This window comes from Paramylibacter kogurei, assembly GCF_002742285.1.
Lineage (GTDB): Bacteria > Pseudomonadota > Alphaproteobacteria > Rhodobacterales > Rhodobacteraceae > Amylibacter > Amylibacter kogurei.
Window position 1 is genome coordinate 538,844 of sequence record NZ_MDGM01000012.1, and the last position, 25,508, is coordinate 564,351.

Below are 25,508 nucleotides of genomic sequence, written 5' to 3' on the forward strand. Positions count from 1 at the left end.
TAAAACTTTGCTTATATATATGGCAGACCGAAACAAGAAGAGGCAGCACATGTCAACCACGAGCACAATCTCTAAAAAATCCGCGGTCGCTGACCCTGAACAAGTGTCGGAAACCATGCCAAAGCGCAAAAAAATGACGGTGCCCGCGTTTACGGCGGCCAAGGGTGGAAAACCATTGGTGTGTTTAACCGCATATACCGCGCATGTTGCACATATTGTTGACGAACAGGCCGATATGATTTTGGTGGGCGATAGTTTGGGTATGGTTATTCATGGTATGCCAAATACATTGGGTGTGACCATGGAACATATGATTATGCATGGTCAGGCCGTGATGCGCGGCGCTGAAAAAGCGTTGGTCGTGGTCGATATGCCATTTGGGAGTTTCGAAGAAAGCCCAGAGGTAGCGTTTCGCAATGCCGCACGTTTGATCAAAGAAACGGGTTGTACGGCTGTGAAATTGGAAGGCGGGCGTGAAATGGCACCAACCATTCGCCACCTCACAAATCGTGGTATTCCTGTGATGGCTCATGTTGGCTTGATGCCTCAGCAAATGAATACAGCGGGTGGATTCAAGGCCGTTCGTGAAAAAGATCAATTTGACGAAGTTGTCAAAGATGCCCAAGCTGTAGAAGAAGCAGGCGCATTTTCCGTGGTTGTCGAAGGTGTTGCCGTGCGTTTGGCAAACAAGATCACCAAATCCGTTGGCATCCCAACCATTGGCATTGGCGCAAGTGTGGAATGCGATGGTCAAATTTTGGTATTTGAAGATATGATCGGATTGTTTCCCCGCGTACCAACATTTGTAAAACGCTATGGCAACATGGAAGAAATGATGCGCGATGCGGTTGAACGTTATTCATCCGAAGTGCGTGCACGTAAATTCCCCAGCGATGATTACACATATAAGATGAAAACAGACTAGGGTTTTTGAACCCCCTTTGATGGTGCGTTTATCTGCTTGGCTTTCCTACGCGATTTACGCTAGTTTCCCCGCAGAAATACGCAGGAGCAAAACGTGAGCAATACAGATTCCTTTATCGAAGAAGTGTCCGAAGAGGTTCGCAAAGACCAACTTTATGGATATTTCAAAAAATACGGCTGGATTGCGGGTCTATTGATCGTGGCCATTGTTGGCGGCACGGCTTTCTCTGAATGGTCAAAGGCTTCGAAATCTGCGGATGCGCAAAAATTGGGCGATGACATCGCCGCTGCGATGGCATCTGATGGAAATGCACAACAAGCCGATGCATTGGCTGCGATTTTACCAGAATCTGGGAATGCTGCGGCATTGATTGAAATCCAACGCGCCGCTGTTTTGGCGGATAATGATAACAAAGCGGGCGCATTGGAAATCCTTGACACCTTGGCGCTTGATGGTGCTGCACCAGAAATTTACCGCGAATTGGCGATGTTAAAATCGTTGATGTTGCGCGGTGCGGAAACGGAATATGGCAAACGCATTTTGGCATTGGACGTCTTGGCAAAACCAGGTGCACCGTTTCGCCCCGTTGCTTTGGAACAAAAAGCACTGGCAATGATGGACGAAGGCAAAACCGAGGATGCGATCAAACAATTCCAAGCATTGTTGTTAGAACCCAAAGTCAGCAACGCCATGAGCGAACGCGCGCGTCAAACCATCATCGCGCTGGGCGGCACATTGCCCGACATTGCAGAAATGCTTTCAAATAGCGTGCAAGCGCAATAAACTATTTTAAACAGTGACAAAGGCGATTGGTGTAAACATGCAATTGAATAAATGCTTGATAAGTGTGGTTACTCTGGCTGTCTTGATCTCCGGGTGTTCTCGTAAAGAGGAAATTCTTCAAGGTGAGCGTTTGGATTTGCGCGCATCAAAGGGAGAAACCGCTGGCGTTACCGATGAAACTGCATTGAATGCTGCGAATGGGCAGGCCATTTCATTGCCCGCTATGCGATCAAACGCAAGTTGGACCCACCGCAATGGGACAACGGCCCATGCAATCTCCCATCCTGCGTTATCAACCACACCAACATTGCGCTGGTCGCGCGATATTGGCACCGGAACCACGGCACGTTTGCGTGTATCCAGCGATCCGGTGGTTGCAGATGGGCGCGTGTTTACATTGGATGCAGATGGGCGCTTGTCAGCGTTTTCCACATCAGGTGGGGCCGTTTGGTCCGTTGATATTTCCGCACCAACAGATACCAAAGATTCCATTTCTGGTGGTGGTTTGGCATATGGTGACGGCATATTGGTTGCCACCACCGGATATGGGGAAGTTTATGCAATGGACCCTGCCACAGGCACCAAACGCTGGAGCCACCGCGTGCACGCATCGGTTTCAAGCGCACCATTGGTGACAAATGGTAAGGCGATTTTAATCGCAGGCAATAACAAGGCGGTGGCGTTGGAATTGTCCAACGGGCGTATCGCATGGGAAAAAGATACCGCACAATCAGGTGCTGGTGTGATCGGCACAGGCAGCCCTGCCGCCGCTGGCAAAATCACATATCTCCCATTCGCGACGGGAGAAATTTCCGCCAACCTGATGGACAGCGGATTGCAATTGTGGACACAGGTTGTGTCTGGTTATCGTTTGGGCAGTGCGCGTGGATTTGTGGATGCGTTTTCAGGTGAACCAGTTGTTTCAGGCGATGTCGTTTATGCGGGCAAACAATCAGGGCGTTTAACCGCATTAAATCGACGCACGGGTGAGCGTCTTTGGACGATCAAAGAGGGTGCGCTTGGCCCCGTTTGGCCCGTTGGCAATTCATTGTTCGTTGTTACGGATGAAAACAAACTGAAACGATTGAATGCATCGGATGGTTCTGTGATCTGGTCACAAGATTTGCCGCAATATAAAAACGCCAAACGCAAACGCGGCGCATATGCACATTATGGCCCAGTTGTTGCGGGTGGTCGTGTGATTGTTGCCGGCAGCGATGGTCAATTGCGAAGCTTTGATCCCACAAACGGTAATTTGGTTGCCAGCACATCCATCCCAAGTGGGGCCGCATCACAACCCGCAATCGCGGGTGGCGTGTTGTATATTCTATCGAACAAAGGCCAATTGCACGCTTTCCAATAGGTTCAATAAACTGTATGGGGCGTGCTACACTTAACACACAGGCAATATCATGTCTTTTACACTTGCGATTGTTGGTCGCCCGAATGTTGGGAAATCAACGCTGTTTAACCGTTTGGTCGGGCGAAAGCTGGCGCTGGTTGATGATCAACCAGGGGTCACACGCGATTTGCGCGAAGGTGAAGCACGCCTTGGCCCCTTAAAATTTACCGTGGTTGATACCGCTGGTTTGGAAGAGGCAACAGACGAAAGCTTGCAAGGGCGCATGCGGATGCTGACCGAACGCGCGGTGGATATGGCCGATGTGTGTTTGTTCATGATTGATGGCCGTGCAGGTGTTTTACCCGCCGATCGCGTTTTCGCAGAAATTTTGCGCAAGAAAAACGCACGCGTAATTTTGGGTGTGAACAAGGCCGAAGGCCGCGCAGGTGAAGTCGGATTTTTCGATGCCTATTCACTCGGGCTTGGCGAACCGTTGCAATTATCCGCGGAACACGGCGAGGGCATGATTGATTTGCAAACGGTTTTGATGCCGATTGCGGATGAATTCAAAGATCGTGCATTTGAACCGGAAACGGATATCGTTCTGGACGAAGATGACGAAGGCGAGGAAATCACATTTTCCGAAAAACGCCCGTTGCAAATTTCCGTTGTGGGCCGACCAAATGCCGGTAAATCTACACTGATCAACCAAATTCTGGGTCATGATCGTTTGCTCACAGGGCCAGAGGCAGGGATCACACGCGATTCAATATCCGTAAATCACAACTGGGGCGGTGTGCCGTTTCGGATTTGGGATACGGCGGGTATGCGCAAAAAAGCCAAGGTTCAAGAAAAGCTGGAAAAGCTTTCTGTGTCCGATGGCCTGCGCGCAGTAAAATTTTCCGAAGTGGTGGTTGTTCTGCTTGATGCGGCAATTCCGTTTGAACAACAAGATTTGCGCATCGCCGATTTGGCCGAACGTGAAGGCCGCGCCGTGGTCGTGGCGGTAAATAAGTGGGATGTGGAAACGGATAAACAAGCCAAACTGAAAGATTTGCGTGAAAAATTCGAACGCTTGTTGCCCCAGTTGCGCGGCGCACCAATGGTGACAATTTCGGGCAAAACAGGACGTGGGCTTGATCGATTGCACGAGGCGATTTTGTCGGTGCACAAGGTTTGGAACAAACGTATTTCCACATCAAACCTCAATCGTTGGCTGATGGGCATGACCGAAAGCCATCCACCACCCGCACCGGGTGGGCGGCGTATTCGTCTGCGCTACATGACCCAAGTGAAATCGCGCCCGCCAAGTTTTGTGATCATGTGTTCGCATCCTGATTTGCTACCAACCAGTTATTCGCGCTACCTTATCAATGGTTTGCGCGTTGACATGGGCATGCCGGGCACGCCGATCCGCATTTTCATGCGCTCGCAAGCGGATAAAAACCCCTATGCAGAGAAAAAAGAAAAACGCGTGACCAAGTTGAACAAACACATTGAAGGAAAATTCCAAAAAGATGTGGGCCGCGGAACCAAGCCGAAATCCAAAAAGTGATCAGGACTTAACCGTAATTGGTGGCGCCATCTGGGCTGGGATACAATCCAGATGGGCTGCGATTATTTCATCCAGTGATGGATCATCGCAACGGTTGCAATGCTCAAACGGATCGATCCGATGATCGTAAAATTCATGCCCGCCATCCCAATACAGGATATGGCGATAATCACTTGTGCGTACGGAAATCGCATGTTTGCATTTTTCGGTATCCAAATTTTTGCCCCAGATTGAAACCGCATGCCCGCGCAGCGTTTCATTTGGATTGGTGAAAAGGGGCGATAGGTTTTGGCCAGAAAATTGATCGGGTTGTGGCAGGTTGCATTGCGCAAACAAGGTTGGTGCGATGTCGATTAATGAAACAGGTTCTTGTGTTTGTCCAACATCAACACCTGCACCTGCAAATATTAAGGGTACGCGCAATGCGCGTTCCCAGAGCGAAAATTTACGAAACGTAAGCTTTTCACCCAATTGCCAACCGTGATCTGACCACAAAACAACCAGTGTGTTATCCCAAAGCGCAAGTTCATCCATACGATCCAATACGCGCCCCAAAAGGGCATCAGCATAAGCAATGGATGCCAGATAAGCGCGAATAAAATCTTTGTATTCGCCCATATCGTGTAATGCACGCCCCAGATTTGCATTGCGATTGGCAATGAAACGACCCGCCTTTGGCAATTCCGCTTGCGGGGACAGGTTATCAGGGTCAAATTGGTTCGCGCCCAATCCCGGGGGATCGGCGATATCGCCATCAAACATGTCAAAATACCGTTGCGGTACAATAAATGGCAAATGTGGACGATAAAGCCCAAGCGCCCAAAATTGACCGGTTGAATCGCGGTTCATCCGCTCACAGATCCAATCGGTGTTATGCTCGTCGTTGAGCGTTTCATCGTTCGGGCAGGGGCCAAAATCAGACAGATGGCCAATGTCACCATTTTTCAGAACCTTGCTGATCGGTGCGAATTTATTCTGGTCCAACAGGTTATAATCGGTCCAGTCATGGGCATCGTGATGCGCCGCAGTTTGGTGAAAAACCTTGCCCGCGCCAAAGGTTTCAAATCCCGCATCGCGCATCCGTCCAACCAATGATTTGCGCGCACCTGTTGGATATACATCATGCCATTTATGCGCGTTCGCATATATCCCTGTTTCCCACGGATTTTGACCAAACAATGTGGCCGTGCGCGATGGCGAACAGGCAGGCACGGGCGCATAGGCGTTTTCAAACAACATCCCACGTTTGGCCAATCGTGTGATATTGGGCGTGATCGTTTGGGGATGCCCGCCAAGGGGTTCAACCCAATCGTTCAAATCCTCGATCGACAAAAATAAGATATTTTTCGCAGCAGTCATTTCGCCACTGTCGCAGGTTTTACAGGCTTTGCAACAGACGGGTTGCCTCGACACTGGGGTGTGTCAGCGCATCGCGATCTTCGCCGGGATGAAACCGTGCACGCGTTGCCGTTGGCATTGGGGCAGGGGTGAATGTATGCACATTTACCTTGCTGTTTTCTGTTTCCAATGCCCAGCTATTAAACAATGCATTTTGCGCCGCTTTGGCCGCGCCGTAGTTGCCGTAAAACTTACCCCCGACAACGGGATCATCAAAATGCACTGCGGTGCCTGATTTCATTTGCAGCAATGGTTCGACATTGGCAATTAATCGCCCCGTTGCTGTGACATTCACGGCAATGCTTTTGGCCCAATCTTTGTCACCAATATGAGGAACAGGCGCGAGTGGTGTGGCGTGAATGGCCGCATGTATCCAATAATCCAAGCCTGACCAACGTTCATAGATAGAAAGGCAAAGACGCTGCAACGCGCCTTCATCTGTGATATCAAGCGGGGCCAATGTGGCGCTACCACCTTTGGATTGAATGCGATCATCCAATTCTTCCAGTGCGCCAGATGTGCGTGCGACGGCGATCACATGTGCACCTTGCGTGGCCATTTGTTCGGCAACTGCCGCACCCAATCCACGCGACGCACCTGTGATCAGCGCAATTTTACCAGAAAATTTTGTCATTATTCGGCAGCCAGCTTGAAACCTTTGGCGATTTGATCGCGCGGTTCAACAGGGTATTCACCTGTGAAACAAGCATCGCAATATTTTGGCGCGGCATTGTCGCGCCCCGATTTGATGCCTGTGGCGCGATACAGCCCGTCAATTGAAATGAATTTCAAGCTTTTGACATTTAAATGCTCGCGCATTTCTTCTGCTGTCATTGTCGCGGCCAACAATTTTTCGCGCTCTGGTGTATCCACACCATAAAAACATGGCCATGCTGTGGGTGGTGATGCAATCCGAAAATGCACCTCTGCAGCGCCTGCATCCAAAATCATTTCTTTGATTTTACGACTGGTTGTGCCGCGCACCACGCTATCATCTACCAAAATCACGCGTTTGCCTTCGATCAGGGCGCGGTTGACGTTCAACTTCAAACGCACACCCATATTGCGGATTTGCTCTGAAGGTTCGATAAATGTGCGCCCCATATATGAATTGCGGATAATGCCCATGCCATATGGTATGCCGCTTTCGTGACTGAATCCGATTGCAGCAGGTGTGCCGGAATCCGGTACGGGGCAAACCAAATCCGCCTCGACAGGGGCCTCGCGCGCCAGTTCAACACCGATCTGGCGGCGGGTTTCATATACGGATTGCCCACCCAAAATGCTGTCTGGGCGTGAAAAATACACATGCTCAAAAATACAAGGGCGCGGTTCGTTACGCTCAAATGGAAAGCTGCTTTCGATGCCCGCAGGGCCGATCACAACCATTTCACCCGGTTCGATTTCGCGCACAAATTCCGCGCCAATTATATCTAGCGCACATGTTTCAGAGCTAAGCGCGTAACCATCACCGATTTTGCCCAATACAAGCGGGCGTACACCGCGTGAATCACGCACACCGATCAATTTGGTGCGTGTCATGGCCACAACGGAAAACGCCCCTTCTACACGGGAAAGGGCGTCTTTGATGCGGTTGGTATGGTTTTTGTGCAATGAACGCGCCATCAAATGAATGATGCATTCGCTGTCGGACGAGCTTTGGAAAATAGAGCCACGCTCGATCAATTCTTTGCGCAATGTATCGGCATTGGTCAGATTGCCATTATGCGCAATCGCACAGCCACCCATTGAAAATTCGCCGAAAAACGGTTGCACATCGCGAATGGCGGTGTTGCCCTTGTTGCCAGCGGTGGAATAACGCACATGCCCAATTGCGTTTTCACCGGGCAGGGTTTCCATCAAGGATTTTTTGGTGAAATGATCACGTACATATCCAAATCTGCGTGCCGAGTTGAACCCGTTTTCCGCATCATAGGCAACGATGCCGCCGGCCTCTTGCCCGCGATGTTGTAGTGCGTGCAATCCAAGCGCCACAAAATTCGCCGCATCTGTTACGCCGATCACGCCGAAAACGCCGCATTCTTCTTTTAATTTGTTGTGATCAAATGGATGAGCAAGGAAAGGCTTTGTATCGCTTAAGCGCATGGTGGGGTTCCGACTCGTGCAGCTGTTTTGGTCAACCTGTTTATAGGGGTTGGCCGAACAAGTGTCACGCGCCGATACGCAAGGTTTATTACAATTTTATGTCACCAAACAAAAAACGGCGCAGATATCTGCGCCGTTCCATCCGATTTTCGCGTTGGCTTAATTGCCAGTGCTTGGTGTTTCTGCGTTTGGCGTTGTGCCACCGTTACAGCTGGTGGTGAGTTCGGCGTATTTCGCCATCAACCAGTTTGTTGATTCTTCGGTTGGCAATGCTTCTTGGGCTTGTGCCTGTGTACCGGCCAGCAATTCTTTGGTCTTGCTTTGCTCAACCATGTCGATGCCTTCGTCACCTGGGATGATGAATTGATACAAGATCAATGCAACAAGGATCAAAACGATGCCGCGTGCGATGCCGAATAGAAAACCCAACCCTTGGTCAAAACCGCTGAGCGCGGAACGCTGTACAGCACCTGCGAAGAGAGGGGTAAAGATCGCAACGATAATCAGTGTCAGCGCAAACACAGCCGTGAATGCAACGATCATTGACAATTCGCATGATGACGACAGAAAATTGGATAAAACAGGAACCTCGGCCACCAATGGTTCAACCTGTGGCGCAAAGATGAATGCAACGATTGCCGCAATAACCCAACCCGCAATTGATAGAATTTCGCGAACGAACCCGCGAGAGTAGGCCAGAATTGCCGACAACAATAAAACAATTGCCGCGCCCCCATCTACGATTGTGAAACCTTCCATGATATTCCCCTTGTTATTGCTCTATCGTGCCGAAACAATTTTCGACGAACTGTGCAATATCCTCTATCTTTTGTACATTCATGCCCGATTCGGACGCAAGTTTCATCCTAGAAGGTGCATATGCGTTCGAAAATCCTAACTTTGTTGCTTCTTTAAGTCGGTTTTCAGCCTGTGAAATGGGGCGAAGCGCACCAGAGAGGCTAATTTCGCCAAAAACGACAGTATCCTTGGGTAACGCTCTATCTTGACGCGCAGAGATGAGCGCCGCCGCAACGGCAAGGTCTGCAGCAGGTTCAGAAATGCGCAAACCCCCTGCGATATTTAAATAAACGTCCAAGCCAGCAAAGCTTATCCCACACCGTGATTCCAGCACCGCAAGGATCATTGATAACCGCGCAGAATCCCAGCCAACAACCGCACGGCGCGGGGTGGCGAGCGATGACTGCGCAACCAAAGCTTGGATTTCCACGAGCAATGGGCGCGAACCCTCGATCCCTGCAAAAACGATGGAACCAGCGGCGGGATTATCCCGTTCGCCCAAAAATAGTGCCGATGGGTTTGTGACCTGTTGCAATCCCATGCCTGTCATTTCAAACACGCCAATTTCATCGGCGGGGCCATAACGGTTTTTTACGGCGCGCAAAATGCGAAACTGATGCCCGCGCTCGCCTTCGAAATACAAAACCGTATCGACCATATGTTCAACAACGCGTGGGCCAGCGATCTGACCCTCTTTGGTGACATGGCCAACAAGGATCACGGAAACACCACGGCGTTTGGCAAATGTCGTAAGCTCATGCGCGGTTGCGCGGACTTGGGAAACCGACCCTGGGGCACTATCCACATGATCAGACCACATGGTTTGAATGGAATCGATGATGGCGATGTCGGGGCGTTCGTCTTCTAATGTTGTCAGAATATCGCGCAGGTTCGTTTCAGTGGCGAGCTTTACCGGTGCATCCGCCAATTCAAGACGCTGTGCACGCATGCGGATTTGGCTACTGGCTTCCTCACCTGAAATATAGATCGCCTTTTGTCCGTTACGCGCAAAACTAGCGGCGGCTTGTAACAACAACGTGGATTTACCAATCCCAGGATCGCCACCAACCAATATTGCCGATGATGGCACCAAACCGCCACCCAAGACACGATCTAACTCTTGAATCCCAGACAGACCACGGGGCAGGGGCGCATCAACGGTTGATAAATCCCCGAGTGGAATTTTACGCCCCTTGTTCGCGCCCAGCGTTTTGCCCTTGGGGCCAGCGGCAAGGGGGGCCTCTTCTTGGATGGAATTCCATTCGCCACAGGTTTCACAACGCCCCGCCCATTTTTTATGGGACGCGCCGCAATTGGAACATGTATATGCAAGGGTTGTTTTAGCCATGCGCGTTTCTAGCCCATGCGTATTTCATTGCGCAAGCATATCATTTTGATTTTGCACCAAATAATGTGATTGCAAAGCTGGCCAGAACACATGCCGCAAATAGATATAACCCCCATGCGGTTTCAAGCCGCCCAACGCCAACGCCCTTGGCCACCACGATATAAATTGCGATCAAAAATATATCGGCCATGGCCAGTTTGCCCAATAATGCAAGCACGGGTTTAACGCTATCCTTTAGCAAATTAAATTGAATCAATGATGTTCCCACGACCTTCACCATTGGTGCGATCAGGGCAAAAAATGTGACCATAAGTGCCAGAAAAACATCCTTATCCCATAATGCTTGTAACCCCGTGATGACGCTGATTTCATCCAGTTTAAAAAACGGCAATAACCCCGCGCGCAACAGGGGGGCAAACCACGCGACGGGAAACAGGATCAACAGGGCAAGGTTGGCAATTTTAAGCATCATAATTTATCGTAAACTTCGGTTTGGAAATATTGTGTTAAATCGGCGTGAAATGTCGCGGCTTGTTTAAATATATCATTCTTGTTGATCGCTTTTTCAACCAAACCAGCCAGTTTTTCAAATCGTGCGATGGCATCATCTTCGGCGGTTTTGATCGCGGGGATTTCGCGCATTTCTTGCGCGATCATGCGCCCGCGCTGATAGGCTTGGTTTTCAAACGGCAGTTCAACATCGTTCGCATCCATCAAATGAAACGCTGGTAATCCGATTTGGGGCAGCTTTTTATTTCCATGGGATGCATAGCCACGCAGCATTTTAACCATAAACTCTGCGCGAGATTTACAATGATAGTGGCGCAGTTGTGCGTATGAATAATCAAAGTCCGAAGCGACATTTGCAGATAGGTTTATATTTCGCCCATCCGGTGTAACCCATCGCCAATTGTGATCCGTGGCGTTCAAGGGACGATGGACATTAAACCTGTTGGTCAGGGGCGGTTTAAACGCGGATTTAACTTGTTTAAACGCACGTAGATTACCGTTATTTGAAATCTCTGCCGCGCGGGTGAAACGCTCGCAAACGGGGTGATGCGCAAAGGAGGTTTGCCCAGCGGACCCGAACATGCGCCACGCAAAACTGATGATGTCAGGATGTTCAACACGGGCCATCAGATCCGAAAACGTGTCATCAACGGATAATTCCAGATATTCATCAATATCAGCCAAGAACATGTAATCAGATTGCGCGACCTTATCCAACAACTGGCCCCAGCCATATGCACGACGTTGCGCGGGAAAATGTTGAATGTCCTTAGGGGCGTGTTCAGGATTGGTGTTATCGTAATAGTCAATAAAACCAGCGTCTTGCAATGCGGAGCAAAGGTTGTTTGAACCATCAACGCTATCATTTTGGAAAATCACAATGTGATCAAAACCCAATGCGCGGTAATGGGCGACCCAGTCGATGATATATGGGGCTTCGTCTTTGATCGATGTGATCAAAGATGTGATCACCGCACGGCCTCTATCGGGCCTTCTGCGCGACCATTTAAAAATTGATCTAGGTAGGGATTGTTTGAATGTTCCAATTGATCAATCGGGCCTGTCCATTGAACCGAACCATCGTGCAACATTGCAACCTGATCAGCAATCGCGCGAACAGATGACATATCATGCGTAATGGTCATGGCGGTGGCGCCAATTTCCACAACAATTTCGCGGATCAAATCATTGATAACGCCAGACATTATCGGATCAAGCCCTGTGGTCGGTTCATCAAAAAAGATAATCTGAGGTTCCGCCGCAATCGCCCGTGCAAGCCCCACACGTTTTTGCATCCCACCGGACAATTCAGCGGGGTAACGATCAGCCACATCCGATTTCAATCCAACACGGCGCAGCTTTTCAATGGCCACGTCACGCGCATCGGTTTTGGACAATTTCAACGGCCCGCGTTGCAAACGAAACGCCACGTTTTGCCAAACGGAAAGGCTATCGAATAACGCGCCCCCTTGGAATAACATGCCAAATTGCGCCAAGAATGTATCGCGATCACCCTTTGTCGCATCTTTGCCGTTCACTGTGATTGTGCCGCTGTCGGGCGTGATTAGCCCCAAAATGCATTTCAACAACACAGATTTCCCCGTGCCCGAGCCGCCGATAATGACCATGCTTTCGCCTTTGCCAATCGACATATCAACCCCGTTTAAAACGCGGTTATCACCAAATGCTTTGTGGAGGTTTTCAACGGTAATCATGCGGAAAAGAACAACTCTGTTAATGTGTAATTGGCGGCCAAGATTAGTACAGATGCCGCAACCACGGATGTTTTGGTGGCCTTGCCCACACCCTGTGCACCGCGATCTGATTGCATGCCGTAATAACACCCCATCAATGCGGCGATCACACCAAATGCGGCACCTTTGACTAGGCTAGAAATGATATCCATCGCCTCTAAAAAATCAGCGGTGTTTTGCAAATACGCAGCCGCATTAAAACCAAGCCGCCCCGTGGCCACAAAATACCCGCCCATGATCCCAATGATATCGCCAATGCCCACCAAAATCGGTACAACACAAAGTGCGGCCAAAACCCGAGGAACGGTCAGATATTTCATCGGATTGGTGGAAAGGGTTGTCAGCGCATCAAGCTGTTCGGTCACCTTCATCGTCGCAATTTCTGCGGCAATAGACGAGGTCACACGCGCAGCAATCATCAGGCCAACCAAAACGGGGCCAAGTTCACGCACCATGCCAACGGCGACGATTTGGGGAACAACGGCCTCTGCATTAAAACGCGCACCACCTGCATAGATTTGCAAGGCAAGTGCAGCGCCAGTGAACACCGCAGTCAATCCCACAACTGGCAAGCTGAAATATCCGATATGCAACAATTGTTGTGCGAATTCTTTGGGGTAAAAGGGTGGGCGAAAAATATGGCTGATGCTGCTGAGTGTGAAAATCACAACACGGCCAATGGATGCAAACATGCCCAATGTCGCCGCGCCAATTGCACCCAGAAATCCGTTAATCCAAGACACCAATATCATTGTACCCTCATGCCCCGCCGATATAGCGCCGCGCATAACGGCCACCAAGCGAGGTTAAAATCTCATACCCGATTGTGCCTGCGGCATTTGCCAAATCTTCAATCGTTTGGGTGCTGTTTAACAGGTGCAGTTCATTTGGAACAGTGTCCAAATCGGTGACATCAACGGTCAACAAATCCATCGAAACCCGCCCAATCAACGGGCAAGGGGTGTCGCCTGCGAATAATGATACAGGATTGTGACCCATTGCGCGGATCAATCCATCGGCATAGCCAGCTGCCAGTGTGGCAACAACGCTGTCGCGTTTTGCGGTCCATGTTGCGGAATATCCAACGGTTTCACCCTTGGCCACTTTGCGGGTTTGGATCACGGGAATGGCCAGATGTGCAACCGGTTTTGCATCCGCAAATGGAAACCCACCATAAAGACCAACACCAGGGCGACAAAGATCAAAATGATAATCCGCGCCCAGCAATGTTCCACCCGTCGCAGCAAGCGAACGACGGGTGTTCACCCCATCGGTCATGGCATGAAACGCGGCCAATTGTGCGGAATTTTGGGGGTGTGTTGGTTCATCGGCACATGCCAGATGGCTGATGATCAAATCCGCATCATTTGCCGCATCTTTAACACCCATAAATTCGTCGGGTTCCAACCCCAAACGGTTCATGCCTGTGTCCAATTGTAAACCATATGCCAAATCAGAGGTTTCGTTGCGAAACCTTGTGACCTGTTCTGGCGCGTTGAGCATTGGGATCAGGTTATAGTCACGAATGGGTTGTGCATCTGTCAGCATCATGCCCGATAGAACATAGATTTTTGCATCATTCCCAACGGATTTACGAATAATGATGCCTTCTTCGGCAAGGGCGACAAAGAAACTCTTTACGCCTGCGCGATGCAATGATTTTGCAACCACATCCGCGCCAAGCCCGTATGCATCGGCCTTGATCACCGCCGCTGTTTCGATATTTGGCGCAGATTTACCATCAAGCGCGCGCCAATTTTGCGCAATCGCATCAAGATCAATTGTTAACGTCGCTGTTGCCATCACCAATTCCTTTGTTGGGATGCATTGGCCACAGCCAGCGTTCAAGGTCAAGTGTGGCATGTTGGTGCAGGTATCAAGGATATCCATCTGTCATGCCAAAATTTCCCGATTTGATTGATTTTACGGACGGAAGCTAAACTTATAATTGTTTAACATCAACACGATAGCGTGAAATTGCTTGGTTCTGCCACAATTCAATACTAATTTATAGATGTAAATTAGTTTTTGGACTCCGCACAGGAGGCGTAAATGCCGACAACATATAGCGCCGTCTTTTTGGGCAATATTCCGGATTTAGATCCAACCGAAACGAACGGCAATTCAGAGAATGCGTCAACCATCGTTGGGTCAACTTTTGGTTCCGCTGGGGCGCCATTGTATGATGAAATCGTCACGATGACCGCCAACAACACCAATGGCGATACGGTTATCGAAGACAATGATTTTAACCAGACTGCCGGTAATTTAGAAACCTTTACCATTGATAATGACGGGGTTGTCACAACGATTTCCCCCGACAGCACCCAAGTTTATAACGCAACAGTCAATTTCGCCGATGGTAGCACGGCAAATGTCACCGCCGTTTTGGTGCAAATGTCCAATGGGGACTTATATCTATTCCCAGAAATTACCGCCAATGCGGATAACACATTGTTTGAATCCCAAGCGATGGAAAGCATCACTCTTGATGGCTTGATCGGTGATAATTTTGATATCACCGCCAATCGCAATGACACGCAATTTGTGTGTTTCCTGCGTGGAACATTGATAAAAACGGATAAAAAATATTGCCCGGTCGAAGAATTACGCGTCGGGCAAAAAATTCGCACCAAAGATAATGGTTTTCAAACCATCCGCTGGATCGGTCGTAGCCGCGTCAGCGGAGGCGGCGTGAATGCACCAGTGCGGATCAAAAAAGGCGCTTTGGGCAATCGTCGCGATTTGTGTGTTTCCCAACAACACCGCATGTTTTTACAAGATTGGCGTGCGGATTTATTGTTTGGCGAAAATCAGGTTTTGGTGCCTGCAAAATCATTGGTGAACGATCATTCAATCATCGTTGAAGAACGCGAAGAGGTGGAATATTTCCACATCTTGTTCGATCAACATGAAATCATTTTCGCCGAAGGTATTCCAACCGAAAGCTTTCACCCACAAGCAATGGGATTGTCAAAGTTAGAGGATGCAACACGCGAGGAATTGCTGCGCCTCTTTCCAGAGCTTGCGAAAAATCAATCGCATTACGGTCAAACCGCACGCATTGCGTTGCGCGAACACGAAGCCGCGTTATTGCAATAACTAAAAGCTGTCTTCGCCACCGCCTTGTTGCCATGCTTGTGCAAGATTGCCAAAGCGGGTGAATTGGCCTTCGAATGATAATTCCACGGTGCCGATGGGGCCGTGGCGTTGTTTGCCGATTACGACCTCTGCCTTTCCGTGCAATGCTTCCATTTCTTCTTGCCAGATCATCATTTTATCCGCTTCGTGATCACCCGGTTTTTCGCGCTCTTTGTAATATTCTTCGCGATACACGAACATGACGATATCGGCGTCTTGTTCGATCGAACCAGATTCACGCAAGTCAGAAAGCTGTGGGCGTTTATCTTCACGGCTTTCAACCTGACGCGAAAGCTGAGACAGGGCAATCACGGGGATGTCTAATTCCTTGGCGATGGCCTTTAACCCTTGAGTGATTTCCGACACCTCGTTTACGCGGCTGTCTTTGGCCGATGCCGGACGAACAAGTTGTAGATAATCCACCATTAACACATCAAGCCCATGTGTACGTTTCAAACGACGCGCGCGCGCGGCAAGTTGGCTAATCGGAAGTGCAGCGGTATCGTCAATATAAAGCGGGCAAGTTTCCAAATCTTTGGCCGCTTGCACAAAGCGGCGGAATTCTTCTTCGGTCATATCACCAGAACGGATCTGTTGTGATGGAACCTCTGCGGCCTCTGATAATATCCGCCCAGCCAATTGTTCGGCTGACATTTCGAGCGAATAAAATCCAACAACGCCACCCTCTACCGCGCCTTCTGTACCATCAGCGGTGATGCCTTTTTTATATGCTTTGGCAACATTAAAGGCGATGTTGGTCGCAAGCGAGGTTTTCCCCATTGATGGGCGGCCGGCAAGAATAATCAAATCGGAACGGTGTAAACCGCCCAGTTTTTTATCCATATCACGCAGGCCCGTTGAAATCCCTGCCAAACCGCCATCACGTTGATAGGCGGCGTTGGCTTGCGTCACGGCCTCTGTCACCGCTTGTAAGAAACTTTGAAATCCGCTTTCGACTTGGCCTTGTTCGGACAGGCTGTATAATTTTTGCTCGGCCTCAACAATTTGGTCTTTGGGTTCTGATGCGACCTCAATATTAGCGGCCTTTTGCGAAATCTCTTCGCCGATGGACATTAGATCACGGCGAATGGCCATGTCATAAATCATTTGTGCATAATCACGCGCGGCGAAAACAGACACAGATGCACCCGCAAGACGCGCCAGATACGCAGGGCCGCCCAGTTCGGCCAGACCTTCGTCGTCTTCCATAAATGCCTTGATGGTGACAGGGGAGGCGAGCGCGTTTTTTTGAATACGCGCAGAGATAACTTGAAAGATGCGACCATGCACAGGATCAAAGAAATGGATGTCTTTGACAACGGATGCAATGCGATCATACACATCGTTATTCACCAACAATGCGCCCAACAATGCCTGTTCAGCCTCGATATTATGGGGCAGGGTTGGTGATTCTGATGCTTCGGCGGGGACACCGTTGCCTAACGCGCTAATCTCATTCATGAATTTCTGCTCGCCGCTGGATTATGGTTTTTCTGATTAAAATCACTATGCCACAAATTGGTTGCAGAAGCTATCTGGATAAGCTGTGGATAAGGTGTGAATTACGAAAATTACGCGACTTTCCAATGTAAATCGAAACCTGGATCGAACACGGTGACGGTGCTGTCTGCTGTTTCAATCTTGCTTGGATAGACCACGGGAGCATCCGATTTCACCAGTGTAATTTTGCTGTCATTCACCGGTAAATTGTAATGTTCAGGGCCATTGAGGCTGGTGAATTTTTCTAATTTATCCAACGCATTTGCGGCCTCAAACACATGCGCAAGACATGACATGGTATTGGTTGCGGTGAAGCAGCCCGCACAGCCACATGCGTTTTCTTTGGTGGGGTCAGTGTGCGGTGCACTATCAGTGCCAAGGAAAAATCGTGCATCACCCGATGTTGCTGCATCCACCAGTGCAACGCGGTGGGTTTCGCGTTTGGCAACTGGTAAACAATAATAATGCGGTTTTATTCCACCCACCAAGATGTGGTTGCGGTTGATAATCAAATGATGCGTTGTGATTGATGCTGCCAAGTTGCGATCCGCCGATTTCACATAATCCACCCCGTTTTTGGTGGTGATATGTTCTGATGTTATTCGCAATTCGGGCAATGCATTGCGCAATGGATCAAGGATGGTTTCCAAGAACACAGCCTCGCGATCGAAAATATCAACCTCTGGATTCGTCACCTCGCCGTGGATGCACAGGTTGCATCCGATTGCGGCCATACGTTCCAAAACGGGCATAACATTTTTGATGTTGGATACACCCGCATCGGAATTGGTGGTTGCACCCGCAGGATAATATTTCACTGCATTGATCAGCCCGTCATGAAATGCCGCCGCCACATCATCTGGATCTGTGTTTTCAGTAAGATACAGCGTCATCAGCGGTTTAAAATCGGAACCATCGGGCAATGCGCCCATGATGCGATCACGATATGCGCTTGCGTCTTTGGCGGTGACAACTGGTGGCACCAAGTTTGGCATGATAATCGCGCGTGCAAAATCACGTGCGGTTTCGGGTAACACGGCGCGCAACATATCACCATCACGCAAATGCAAATGCCAATCGTCAGGGCGGGTAATGGTGATGGATTTTGTCATGCTTGGCTCCGTAAATCTGTTGGGTGTTGTTTAACGGTGCATGGTGCATATGTGCAATGCGGGATTTCTGGATTTTCGCGAAATTTGATTGGTGTGTATGGTCGACACTTGCACAGTAAACCCAACGTTACCGTATATTTTTCCCCTTGGCCTGAATTTCAATTTATGCCAAACAACGCATATTCTCAGGGCGGGGTGTAATTCCCCACCGGCGGTGTTTAAGGAAACTTATCAGCCCGCGAGCGCCTTTTTCGAAAGGGTCAGCAGACTTGGTGCAATCCCAAGGCCGACAGTGAAAGTCTGGATGAAAGAGAAGGGGCAGATGGGGGAATCCGTCTGTCTATCGCTCTGGGTTTTGTCTGGGCGTTTCTTGCGATTGCAAGGCGTCTTATTGAAAGGAACCTAAACGATGACAAAACCCCTTAAAATTGCTTATGTAAAGGCGCGCTGGCATGCGCCAATCGTTGATCAAACTCAAATTGGGTTTGAAGCAGAAATGAAATCCCAAGGTGTTGAATGTGATCTGGAAGTGTTTGGCGTGCCAGGTGCATTGGAAATGCCGCTGGTTGCGAAAAAGCTGGCCGCGACGGGTAAATATGACGGCGTTGTTGCCGCTGCATTGGTGGTGAATGGTGGTATCTATCGCCATGAATTTGTGGCCCAAGCGGTTGTTGATGGCTTGGTTCAGGCGGGGATGGAAACAGGTGTACCTGTTTATTCTGTCAGCCTGACACCACATGAATTCCAAGAAACGCCAGAGCATATCGAATTTTACACCAAACATTTCGTGAAAAAAGGTGCCGAGGCAGCGCGCGCCGTGATCATGATGGCAGAATTGGATATCGACTAGTTTCAACAGATGTTGAAATGAAAACGGCGCGCAACGATTTGCGCGCCGTTTTTGTATTCAATAATGATTTACAGTTTTGACATTGGCTCGTCAGTTGTCATCATTGTGTCTTCCATCATTGGTGCTGGCTCTTCTTTTTTGGCGCACGCAGTTAGAAAGCTGGCAGTCAGAATAAGTAGCAGAGATGTTTTTAGTACAGTCATTTCAATTTCCCTTGTTTTTGCCACAATAGGCAGCGCGAAGCGTTACACCATTATCAGCACAGGTAAAGATATATTGCATTTGAACAGCGATAAATTGCCGTAAGGGTAAGTTTGCTCTACTTTTGCGTGTTTTCCAGCTGGGCCAATCGAGCTTTGGCTTTTTTTGCTTGTGCCAAGCTCCACCCAACAAGGATAACGATCAATGCGATGGATATGCCATACGCAAGCAATACTTCTGTGGTGTGTTTTCCAAGATCAACCATGTGACCGCCCCCGATTTGCCAGCGCATTGGCTCGTCGCAGGCGAATTTCAGTGCGGGTGCGCAACAAAACCAAAGTAATGAATAATAAAACAAATGCGCCAATACAGACCAGCAGTGGAAAATAGAATGCGTTGTCCACATGCTGTTCCTTGTCCAAAGAAAGAGATGCACCTTGGTGCAATCCCTGTGACCAAAAATTCACCGCATAGCGTGAGAGCACGGCAAACACAGATCCAACCATACATAGGATTGAGGTAAGATCAGCAGCGGTGTCCTTATCCTCTATCGCTTCCCAAAGGGCGATATAGCCCAGATAAAACACCAGCAATATTACAAAAGCGGTTAAGCGCGGTTCCCATTCCCAATAGGTCCCCCAAGTGGGCTTGCCCCAAATTGCACCAGTGGCGATTGCGATCAAAGTCATGGTGATGCCAATGGGCGCGGCGGCCTTGGCGGCCAATGCGGAAACGTGGTGGCGTCGGATCAACCAGATCAAAGAGGCAACCAACATCATCACCCATGCATTGATTGCCATCATTGCGGCGGGCACATGCAGGAATATGATTTTAACCGTGGCGCCTTGTTTGTAATCGTGGGGCGTGAAAAAGAATCCCCAGATTAATCCAGAAACCAATAACATCGCCGATAAAATCGTAAGCACAGGTAAAACGCGCCCCGAGAGCGCCATAAATTTTACTGGATTTGCATATTCCCATAATGACATAGGCGGCCTTTTATTTGGTTGGTTTCATCGTCGCAACGGTTCAGAACGTCACGCTTGTGTTATTTTAAGTTCACCTTGAGCGCCATAGCACAGGCAAAGGGCATTAATGCGATGGAAAATAAGCTGATCCCAGTGGTCAGCAATAACGCCGGCATGGGGTCAAGTGAAACCGTTGCACGAATAACCGTTTGTGCACCAAACACCAGTGTTGGGATATAAAGCGGAAGAACGAGCAGCGATAGCAAAAGCCCACCACGCTTTACACCAACGGTCACAGCCGCGGCAAATGTCCCGATAAAGCTAAGTGCAGGTGTGCCGATCAGCAAACTCGCAATCAGCCAGATGTAACCGGAGCTGGGCATTTGCAACAGATATGCCAGTAATGGTGCGATCAGTGTCAGTGGTAATCCCGTGGTGATCCAATGTGCGGCGGCCTTTGATGCGGCAATGGATTCAAGGGGCAGGGGTGATGTTGCCAATGCCTCTAATGTGCCATCTTCGAAATCTAGTTGGAAAATACGATCAAGCGATAGCAAACAAGATAAGATCGCCCCGATCCACAAAATGCCAGGTGCAATACGGGCAAGTATCGCGCTATCCGCACCAACGCCCAGTGGAACAAACAAAATCACGATCAAGAAAAATGCAAGTGTCAGGCCAAATCCGCCACCAGATCGAAATGCCAGTTTAATGTCGCGCAAGAAAAGCGATTTCATGAAAAGCTTCCTTGCAAAAACGGATCCGTTTCGATGGTGCCGCTTGGCGCGAAATCCGCCATATCCAAGGTTTGTGTGTTTGGAATGTGCAAATCAATGTGGCTGGAAAGCACGGCAATGCCACCATCAGCGCAATGTTTGGTGATGGACTTTGCGAACACCGCCGCATGTTCCGCATCCAGTGAATTTGTCGGTTCATCCAGCAACCAAATTTGGCAATCTGTCAAAATCATACGTGCCAATCCCAGACGACGTCGTTGCCCGGCAGAAAGCGTTTGCCCATATCGATCCGCCAATGTTGCCAGATCAAATTTCGACATTACCCGATCAAGATCGCGGGCGTTGTAAACCCCAGCCCAAAAGGCAAGATTTTCACGCACGCTTAATTGCGCCTTGATCGCATCCAAATGCCCTGCATATGAAATTTGCGCGGGATCACAGTGAATTTCGCCCGTGGCGCTGGGCAAAATTCCCGCAAGGGTTTTTAATAATGTGGTTTTGCCGCTTCCGTTTGGGCCGCGCAGCACCAGACAATCGCCTTTGTTGAGATCGAAAGACAGGTTTTCAAAAATCGCTCGTCCCGCACGATGACAGGAAATATTTTGCACAGAGAGGCTCATGTTCAATGGCTTAGCCGATCAATAACCGTTTGGAAAGCAGCCAAAGCAGCGCAGATTATGCGTGCTCTGCATACAATAGTATACAATTACCACTTGCCCGACTCATTATAATGTCGCATAAGCCCACTAACCGTAAACTTAGCCATAAATCGGAGGCCTCATGACCGTAATCGTCGGCAAAGATTCTAGCAACACACGTAAAACGCTGACTGTTGGTAGCAAATCAATTGATTATTATTCCATTCCAGCCGCACAAGAAGCGGGACTGGGCGATTTTTCCAACCTGCCAGCAGCGCTGAAAGTGGTCTTGGAAAACATGTTGCGTTTCCAAGATGACAAAACAGTTTCCGTTGATGACATCAAAGCATTCGCCGAATGGGGCGTTAAGGGTGGTAAAAATCCGCGCGAAATCGCATACCGTCCAGCACGTGTTTTGATGCAAGATTTCACCGGAGTTCCAGCCGTGGTTGATTTGGCCGCGATGCGTGATGGTATCGTTGCATTGGGTGGTGATGCGGAAAAGATTAACCCGCTGAACCCTGTTGATTTGGTTATCGACCACTCGGTCATGATTGATGAATTTGGTAACCCACGCGCGTTCCAGATGAACGTGGATCGTGAATATGAACGCAACCTTGAGCGTTACACATTCCTGAAATGGGGTCAGAAAGCATTTAACAATTTCCGTGTTGTTCCTCCGGGCACAGGTATTTGTCACCAAGTGAACCTTGAATATCTGGCGCAAACCGTTTGGACAGACAAAGACCAAAACGGTGTTGAAATCGCATATCCAGATACGCTTGTTGGTACAGACAGCCACACAACAATGGTGAACGGCGCGGCTGTACTCGGTTGGGGTGTAGGCGGGATTGAGGCAGAGGCCGCAATGTTAGGCCAGCCAATTTCCATGTTGATCCCAGAAGTTATCGGTTTCGAACTTACCGGTGAAATGATGGAAGGTACAACGGGTACTGACCTTGTTTTGAAAGTGGTTGAAATGCTGCGCATCAAAGGCGTGGTTGGCAAATTCGTTGAATTCTATGGTTCAGGTTTGGATAAACTGCCATTGGCCGATCGTGCAACGATTGCGAATATGGCACCTGAATATGGCGCAACTTGTGGTTTCTTCCCGATTGATGGCGAAACAATCCGTTATCTTACAAACACGGGTCGCGACGAAGATCGTGTTGCATTGGTTGAAGCATACGCAAAGGAAAACGGTTTCTGGCGCGATGAAAACTATTCACCAATTTACACAGACACTTTGCACTTGGACATGGGCACAATCGTTCCTGCGATTTCAGGTCCAAAGCGCCCACAAGATTACGTGGCATTGACCGAAGGCCAAAACGCATTCCGTCGTGAAATGGAAGAAAATTTCAAACGTCCGATGGGCAAAGAGGTCGCTGTTGCTGGCGAAGATTACACAATGGAATCGGGCAAGGTTGTGATTGCGTCAATCACATCATGTACGAACACATCAAACCCATATGTGATGATCGGCGCTGGTCTTGTTGCACGCAAGGCAGCGGCACTTGGTTTGAACCGCAAACCTTGGGTGAAAACATCATTGGCACCTGGTTCACAGGTTGTGTCCGCATATTTGGAAGCGGCCGATTTGCAAAAAGATCTGGATGCGCTTGGCTTTAACCTTGTTGGTTATGGGTGTACGACTTGTATCGGGAACTCTGGCCCGATCCAAAAAGAATTGTCAGCAGCGATTGCCGAGGGTGATTTGGTGGCGACATCTGTATTGTCTGGCAACCGTAACTTTGAAGGGCGTATTTCACCTGATGTTCGTGCGAACTATCTGGCGTCTCCGCCATTGGTTGTTGCGTATGCAATCGCGGGTACGTTGGACATCAATCTGGCAACCGATGTGATTGGTACGGACAAAGACGGTAAAGATGTTTACCTGAAAGATATCTGGCCAACGACACAAGAAGTTGCGGAAATGGTTGAACAAACCGTGACACGCAAAGCGTTCTTGGACAAATACGCAGACGTATTTAAGGGCGACGAAAAATGGCAGTCTGTTGAAACAACAGATGCAAAAACATACGATTGGCCAGTACAATCAACATATGTTCAAAACCCGCCATATTTCCAAGGCATGTCCAAAGAACCAGGTGTGATTTCAAACATCAAAGGCGCCAAGGTTTTGGCACTGTTGGGTGACATGATCACAACCGACCACATCAGCCCTGCGGGTTCGTTTGCAGAAAGCTCACCTGCGGGTCAGTACCTGACAGAACGTCAAGTTCCTGTGCGTGAATTCAACTCTTATGGTTCTCGTCGTGGTAACCACGAGGTGATGATGCGCGGCACTTTCGCCAACATCCGTATCAAAAACGAAATGTTGGACGGTGTCGAAGGTGGTTATTCCAAAGGACCCGATGGCAAAGAGACCTCCATCTACGATGCCGCGATGGCATATAAAGATGCGGGTATTCCATTGGTTGTATTTGGTGGCGAGCAATACGGTGCTGGTTCATCGCGCGACTGGGCGGCCAAGGGGACAAACCTGTTGGGTGTGAAGGCCGTGATCGCCGAAAGTTTTGAACGCATTCACCGTTCAAACCTTGTTGGTATGGGTGTTATCCCGTTTGAATTCACAGATGGTGACACACGCAAAACGCTGGGTCTGACAGGTGAAGAAACGGTTTCTATTGCCGAACTCGAAGGTGATATCAAACCACAATCATTGGTGCCATGTACAATTACATATCCAAATGGCGATGTGAAAGAGATCACATTGAAATCACGTATCGATACAGAAGTAGAGATCGAATATTTGGAACATGGTGGCGTGTTGCACTATGTGCTGCGTAACTTGGCCAAAGCGTCTTAAAATACATAAAATTACAATTGTTGAAAACGGCTCCTTTTCAGGGGCCGTTTTTTTTATTCTCAAAAGATTCGGCTCTTGAATATTGAATAGGTTGTTCAAATTCCAATTAAGGCGAAAAAAAGGCAACCTTAGGTTGTTTTTGTAACTGATTGAAAAATCAGCAATGGAATTAATGCTTAAAAAATAGGAATTTGCCGACAAAAGTGACTTTATCGTGACGAAATATGTCTTTAATGTGTTTCGAAGGTAAATGGTATTAATCACCAATTTCGGTGAAGTAACGGGAGACATTTCAATGGGTTTTTTTAGTATTTTTAGATATTCTTCTCATAACTCATACAGCACACGAAATTGGTGGGATCGAGATAGCCGCGATGATCGCGATGATTGTCGCGATGGTGATCGCAATTCGTATGATCGCCATGACCGTTACGACCGCCATGATCGTTACGACCGCGATGATCGGGATTGGTGGTCACATGACAACGACGATTGTCAGACTTCTGGATCGCGTTACGATAATTGCAACGACGATCGTGATGATGATTGCGACAACACAAGCTGGTGGCATTCTCACGATGATGATTGCAACGATGATCGCGATAATGACGATCGCAACGATAATGATTGTGATGATGATCGCTGGGGTCACAATCATGATTGGAACTGTGACGATGATACTGTCGATAATGATGACCACGACGATAACGATGACGACCAAGGTGATGACGACGATCAAGGCGATGATTTGTGTGACGGCACCGACGAAGACGGCAATCCAATTTGTGAAGAAGAGGAAGAAGAAGTCGATTCATGTGATTATGACGTGAGCGATTGGTTCTGTTTACCTTCGCATCACTATAACCACAGCTACGATTGTGATGACGAAGATGACGACGAAGACATCGTCGAAGTAGACTAATCAAATATCACAATAAAATTGAACAACGGCGCAAATTGCGCCGTTTTTTCGTTTATGGGATGAATAAATTACACCAACCGATCTTCA

At 48.9% G+C, this 25,508-nt stretch carries 24 protein-coding genes and 1 riboswitch; of the genes, 8 read left to right on the forward strand and 16 right to left on the reverse strand.

Annotated elements, in window-relative coordinates; genetic code table 11:
• Positions 1–49 precede the first annotated feature (49 nt).
• The 4 genes from panB to der all read left to right on the forward strand — a co-directional run bounded on the left by panB (position 50) and on the right by der (position 4,605).
• Positions 50–925 carry a 3-methyl-2-oxobutanoate hydroxymethyltransferase gene (panB, locus tag BFP76_RS08155; protein WP_099592694.1) on the forward strand — a complete coding sequence of 292 codons (876 nt, stop codon included), beginning with the start codon at positions 50–52 and terminating at the stop codon, positions 923–925.
• 93 nt (positions 926–1,018) lie between these two features.
• On the forward strand, positions 1,019–1,708 hold the full coding sequence (locus BFP76_RS08160; RefSeq protein WP_099592695.1) for a hypothetical protein: 690 nt from the start codon (positions 1,019–1,021) through the stop codon (positions 1,706–1,708).
• 130 nt (positions 1,709–1,838) lie between these two features.
• Positions 1,839–3,071: an outer membrane protein assembly factor BamB family protein gene (locus BFP76_RS08165; RefSeq protein ID WP_165775684.1), complete on the forward strand. Its 1,233-nt coding sequence runs from the start codon at positions 1,839–1,841 to the stop codon at positions 3,069–3,071.
• 49 nt (positions 3,072–3,120) lie between these two features.
• Entirely contained in the window at positions 3,121–4,605 is a 1,485-nt protein-coding gene (gene der / locus BFP76_RS08170; RefSeq protein WP_099592697.1) for a ribosome biogenesis GTPase Der, read from the forward strand.
• Here the strand turns inward: der and BFP76_RS08175 are convergent, their stop codons facing one another.
• From BFP76_RS08175 to alr, 10 genes are all read right to left on the reverse strand, one after another.
• On the reverse strand, positions 4,606–5,964 hold the full coding sequence (locus BFP76_RS08175) for a sulfatase (protein ID WP_099592698.1): 1,359 nt from the start codon (positions 5,962–5,964) through the stop codon (positions 4,606–4,608). It abuts the gene before it with no gap.
• A gap of 19 nt (positions 5,965–5,983) precedes the next feature.
• Positions 5,984–6,637, reverse strand: a complete 654-nt coding sequence (locus tag BFP76_RS08180; RefSeq protein WP_099592699.1) for an SDR family NAD(P)-dependent oxidoreductase — start codon at positions 6,635–6,637, stop codon at positions 5,984–5,986.
• Positions 6,637–8,109 carry an amidophosphoribosyltransferase gene (purF, locus tag BFP76_RS08185; protein ID WP_099592700.1) on the reverse strand — a complete coding sequence of 491 codons (1,473 nt, stop codon included), beginning with the start codon at positions 8,107–8,109 and terminating at the stop codon, positions 6,637–6,639. Before purF ends, BFP76_RS08180 begins: the two co-directional genes overlap by 1 nt.
• A 159-nt stretch (positions 8,110–8,268) precedes the next feature.
• Positions 8,269–8,868, reverse strand: coding sequence for a CvpA family protein (locus tag BFP76_RS08190; RefSeq protein ID WP_099592701.1), 600 nt, complete (start codon positions 8,866–8,868; stop codon positions 8,269–8,271).
• Between the two features lie 13 nt (positions 8,869–8,881).
• The gene (gene radA, locus BFP76_RS08195) at positions 8,882–10,255 is read right to left on the reverse strand and encodes a DNA repair protein RadA (RefSeq protein ID WP_099592702.1); all 1,374 of its coding nucleotides are present in this window, start codon (positions 10,253–10,255) and stop codon (positions 8,882–8,884) included.
• 40 nt (positions 10,256–10,295) lie between these two features.
• Positions 10,296–10,727, reverse strand: a complete 432-nt coding sequence (locus BFP76_RS08200) for a paraquat-inducible protein A (protein ID WP_099592703.1) — start codon at positions 10,725–10,727, stop codon at positions 10,296–10,298.
• Positions 10,724–11,737 (reverse strand): glycosyltransferase family 2 protein, encoded by a 1,014-nt coding sequence (locus tag BFP76_RS08205; RefSeq protein WP_165775685.1) that lies wholly within the window; start codon positions 11,735–11,737, stop codon positions 10,724–10,726. The genes BFP76_RS08200 and BFP76_RS08205 overlap by 4 nt, the downstream gene beginning before the upstream one ends.
• Positions 11,734–12,480, reverse strand: coding sequence for an ABC transporter ATP-binding protein (locus tag BFP76_RS08210; protein WP_099592705.1), 747 nt, complete (start codon positions 12,478–12,480; stop codon positions 11,734–11,736). The genes BFP76_RS08205 and BFP76_RS08210 overlap by 4 nt, the downstream gene beginning before the upstream one ends.
• A complete protein-coding gene (locus tag BFP76_RS08215; RefSeq protein ID WP_240514042.1) occupies positions 12,477–13,211 on the reverse strand; it encodes an MlaE family ABC transporter permease in 735 nt (244 codons plus the stop codon). The genes BFP76_RS08210 and BFP76_RS08215 overlap by 4 nt, the downstream gene beginning before the upstream one ends.
• 67 nt (positions 13,212–13,278) lie before the next feature.
• A complete protein-coding gene (gene alr, locus BFP76_RS08220; RefSeq protein ID WP_099594006.1) occupies positions 13,279–14,322 on the reverse strand; it encodes an alanine racemase in 1,044 nt (347 codons plus the stop codon).
• A gap of 249 nt (positions 14,323–14,571) precedes the next feature.
• Between alr and BFP76_RS08225 the strand changes: the two genes are divergently transcribed.
• Positions 14,572–15,621: a Hint domain-containing protein gene (locus BFP76_RS08225; protein WP_099592707.1), complete on the forward strand. Its 1,050-nt coding sequence runs from the start codon at positions 14,572–14,574 to the stop codon at positions 15,619–15,621.
• On the opposite strand, the gene BFP76_RS08230 is transcribed toward BFP76_RS08225, so the two are convergent.
• Positions 15,622–17,121 (reverse strand): replicative DNA helicase, encoded by a 1,500-nt coding sequence (locus tag BFP76_RS08230; RefSeq protein ID WP_099592708.1) that lies wholly within the window; start codon positions 17,119–17,121, stop codon positions 15,622–15,624.
• Positions 17,122–17,231: 110 nt separating this feature from the next.
• Positions 17,232–18,272, reverse strand: coding sequence for a dihydroorotase (gene pyrC, locus BFP76_RS08235; protein ID WP_099592709.1), 1,041 nt, complete (start codon positions 18,270–18,272; stop codon positions 17,232–17,234).
• Positions 18,273–18,449: 177 nt separating this feature from the next.
• A riboswitch (FMN riboswitch) is annotated at positions 18,450–18,592 on the forward strand.
• Positions 18,593–18,681: 89 nt separating this feature from the next.
• On the opposite strand from pyrC, the gene BFP76_RS08240 reads away from it, so the two are divergent.
• Positions 18,682–19,122, forward strand: coding sequence for a 6,7-dimethyl-8-ribityllumazine synthase (locus BFP76_RS08240; protein WP_099592710.1), 441 nt, complete (start codon positions 18,682–18,684; stop codon positions 19,120–19,122).
• A 319-nt stretch (positions 19,123–19,441) separates the two neighbouring features.
• Here BFP76_RS08240 and ccmD read toward each other — a convergent pair whose 3' ends face one another.
• Genes ccmD through ccmA form a run of 4 tightly spaced genes read right to left on the reverse strand, consistent with a single transcriptional unit; the run spans position 19,442 to position 21,648 of the window.
• On the reverse strand, positions 19,442–19,588 hold the full coding sequence (gene ccmD, locus BFP76_RS08245; RefSeq protein WP_099592711.1) for a heme exporter protein CcmD: 147 nt from the start codon (positions 19,586–19,588) through the stop codon (positions 19,442–19,444).
• Positions 19,581–20,312 (reverse strand): heme ABC transporter permease, encoded by a 732-nt coding sequence (locus tag BFP76_RS08250; protein ID WP_099592712.1) that lies wholly within the window; start codon positions 20,310–20,312, stop codon positions 19,581–19,583. Before BFP76_RS08250 ends, ccmD begins: the two co-directional genes overlap by 8 nt.
• A 59-nt stretch (positions 20,313–20,371) precedes the next feature.
• On the reverse strand, positions 20,372–21,028 hold the full coding sequence (gene ccmB / locus BFP76_RS08255; RefSeq protein WP_099592713.1) for a heme exporter protein CcmB: 657 nt from the start codon (positions 21,026–21,028) through the stop codon (positions 20,372–20,374).
• Entirely contained in the window at positions 21,025–21,648 is a 624-nt protein-coding gene (ccmA, locus tag BFP76_RS08260) for a heme ABC exporter ATP-binding protein CcmA (RefSeq protein ID WP_099592714.1), read from the reverse strand. Before ccmA ends, ccmB begins: the two co-directional genes overlap by 4 nt.
• Positions 21,649–21,808: 160 nt before the next feature.
• Here ccmA and acnA point away from each other — a divergent pair, with 160 nt between their 5' ends.
• Both acnA and BFP76_RS08270 read left to right on the forward strand, forming a co-directional pair.
• Positions 21,809–24,499 (forward strand): aconitate hydratase AcnA, encoded by a 2,691-nt coding sequence (gene acnA / locus BFP76_RS08265; protein ID WP_099592715.1) that lies wholly within the window; start codon positions 21,809–21,811, stop codon positions 24,497–24,499.
• A gap of 295 nt (positions 24,500–24,794) precedes the next feature.
• Positions 24,795–25,421 (forward strand): hypothetical protein, encoded by a 627-nt coding sequence (locus BFP76_RS08270; protein ID WP_133117412.1) that lies wholly within the window; start codon positions 24,795–24,797, stop codon positions 25,419–25,421.
• The last annotated feature ends 87 nt before the right edge of the window (positions 25,422–25,508 follow it).